We start from the raw sequence: 1,779 nt of genomic DNA on the forward strand, positions 1-1,779 counted from the left end.
AGGACTCGTCAATTATTTACTGCCTGATTTGATCTCGTCTTCGTACTGTGTGATTGCGTTCTGGAGGGCGTCGATCGTGCGGGGTGGGTGGGTCCGCCGGGGATGGGCCAGGGCTGCGGCGATGCCTGGGGTGGCGAAGGCGAGCAGCGGCTTGGTGCGGTGTGCGTGGTAGTTCAGGCTCGTGGGTACTCGACCGAGCAGTTGGGCGGCCAGGGTCAGGGTGACGGTGTTGCGGTGGTGCAGGACGGCGACCAGTACGCGGTGGCGGTGGTCGACGGAGCCGACCCCGGGGTTGTATCCGCGTCGGTTGATACCCTTCCTCTTCTCGCGCTCGGTCTCTGCCAGGACCCGGCGGAAGGGCTCGAGTTCTTCCACGAGCTGGTCGAACTGCTCGCGGGACATGCCGGTCAGGGCCGGATGAGTGAGCAGGAAGGTGGCCTCGGCCGGAATCGGCGGTGCCTTCGCCTGTTCCGGCTCGACTGGCAGTTCCTGTCCGGGGTGGAGGGGGGCGATGGTGTAGTTCCACTCTCCGTGGAAGTCGTCGCGGGCGACACGCTGCAGGATCGCCGCGCGTTCGGCCTTGGTGAGTGTCCGGCCGGTGGGGTACTCGTTGTCGTCGAGGACGGCTTTGACGGTCAGTCCGGTGCTGGTGCGGGTGGCCGAGATGGTCTGGAGCAGTACTTCGTAGCTGGTCAGCGGCTGGCCGCGCAGGCTGTGGGTGATCCGGGAGAACAGTCGGTGTTCGACCTTGTTCCATTTTGAAGTCGCGGGCGGGAAGTGCATGACGGTGATGCTCAGTCCGCACTCGTCGGCGAAGGTGGCCAGGTCGTTCTTGAACAGGTGGGAGTCGGCCGAGTTGGCTCCTCCGGAGTCGGCGGTGATCAGCAGACGGGTGGCGTCGGGGTAGTCGAGGCGCCCTTGGCGGTTCCACCAGCGGCGAAGTGACTCCACAGCGAAGGCGGCGGTGTTGCGGTCGGTACCCACGTTGACCCAGCCTGTGTCGCGTCCCAGGTCGTAGACGCCGTAGGGGATGGCGATCGGGGTGTCGGGGTCCAGGAAGTCGTGGTCCGGGGCGGTGATCGGCTCGCCTTTGGGACGCCAGGTGCGGCCGGAACGGGCGAAGTCACCGATCGGCTCCTTCTTCTTCGCATCCACGCTCACCACCGGCAGACCTTGCTCCAGGAAGTGTTCGACGGCGGTGTTGATGTGGCGGAACTGGGCGTCGCGGTCGGGCACGTGACTGCCGGCCCGGGTCTTGGCCATGCCCTGCAGGCTGAAGCCCAACCCGCGCAGCAGGTCGCCCACCACCGGGGCGCTGACCGGATGCCCTGCCTCAGTCAACTCCCGGGCCAGGTCCCGAAGCGATGCTGTGGTCCAGCGCAGCGGCGAGACCGGGTCGCCCACCTCCCGCGGCTCGATCAACGACTCCAGCGCCGCCACCAGATCAGGATCGCGTTCAGCGACAGACTTGCGCCCGCCGCCGGGTCGGCGCACCCGCCCCAGGACCTCCGCCCCGCCCGCGAGCTCCTCGCATCCCCGGGCGATGGTCGATTCCGACACCTCCGTCAGCCTGGCTACGGCCGCGATCCCACCATGCCCCAGAGCCTCGGCCTCCGAGGCCAGGTACAAGCGGCGCTGCCGCTCGTCCAGATGCGGCAACACCGCCACGAACTTCGCATCCAACACCGCCAGGACATCATCCGGGATCGCCACAGCAGCTCATCTACCATGCCGATCCGTGGAGTTAACCCGAAACCAGCAGTAGTTTCCTTACGGGTC

1 protein-coding gene is annotated in these 1,779 nt (G+C 66.9%); it reads right to left on the reverse strand.

What is annotated here, in order from left to right:
• Nucleotides 1–12: 12 nt before the first annotated feature.
• Complete coding sequence (locus tag ACGF12_RS38450) at nt 13–1,713, reverse strand: ISAzo13 family transposase (protein WP_393041271.1); 1,701 nt, start codon at nt 1,711–1,713, stop codon at nt 13–15.
• Nucleotides 1,714–1,779: the final 66 nt, after the last annotated feature.

This window comes from Kitasatospora sp. NPDC048296 (genome assembly GCF_043201815.1).
Taxonomy (GTDB): Bacteria; Actinomycetota; Actinomycetes; order Streptomycetales; family Streptomycetaceae; genus Kitasatospora.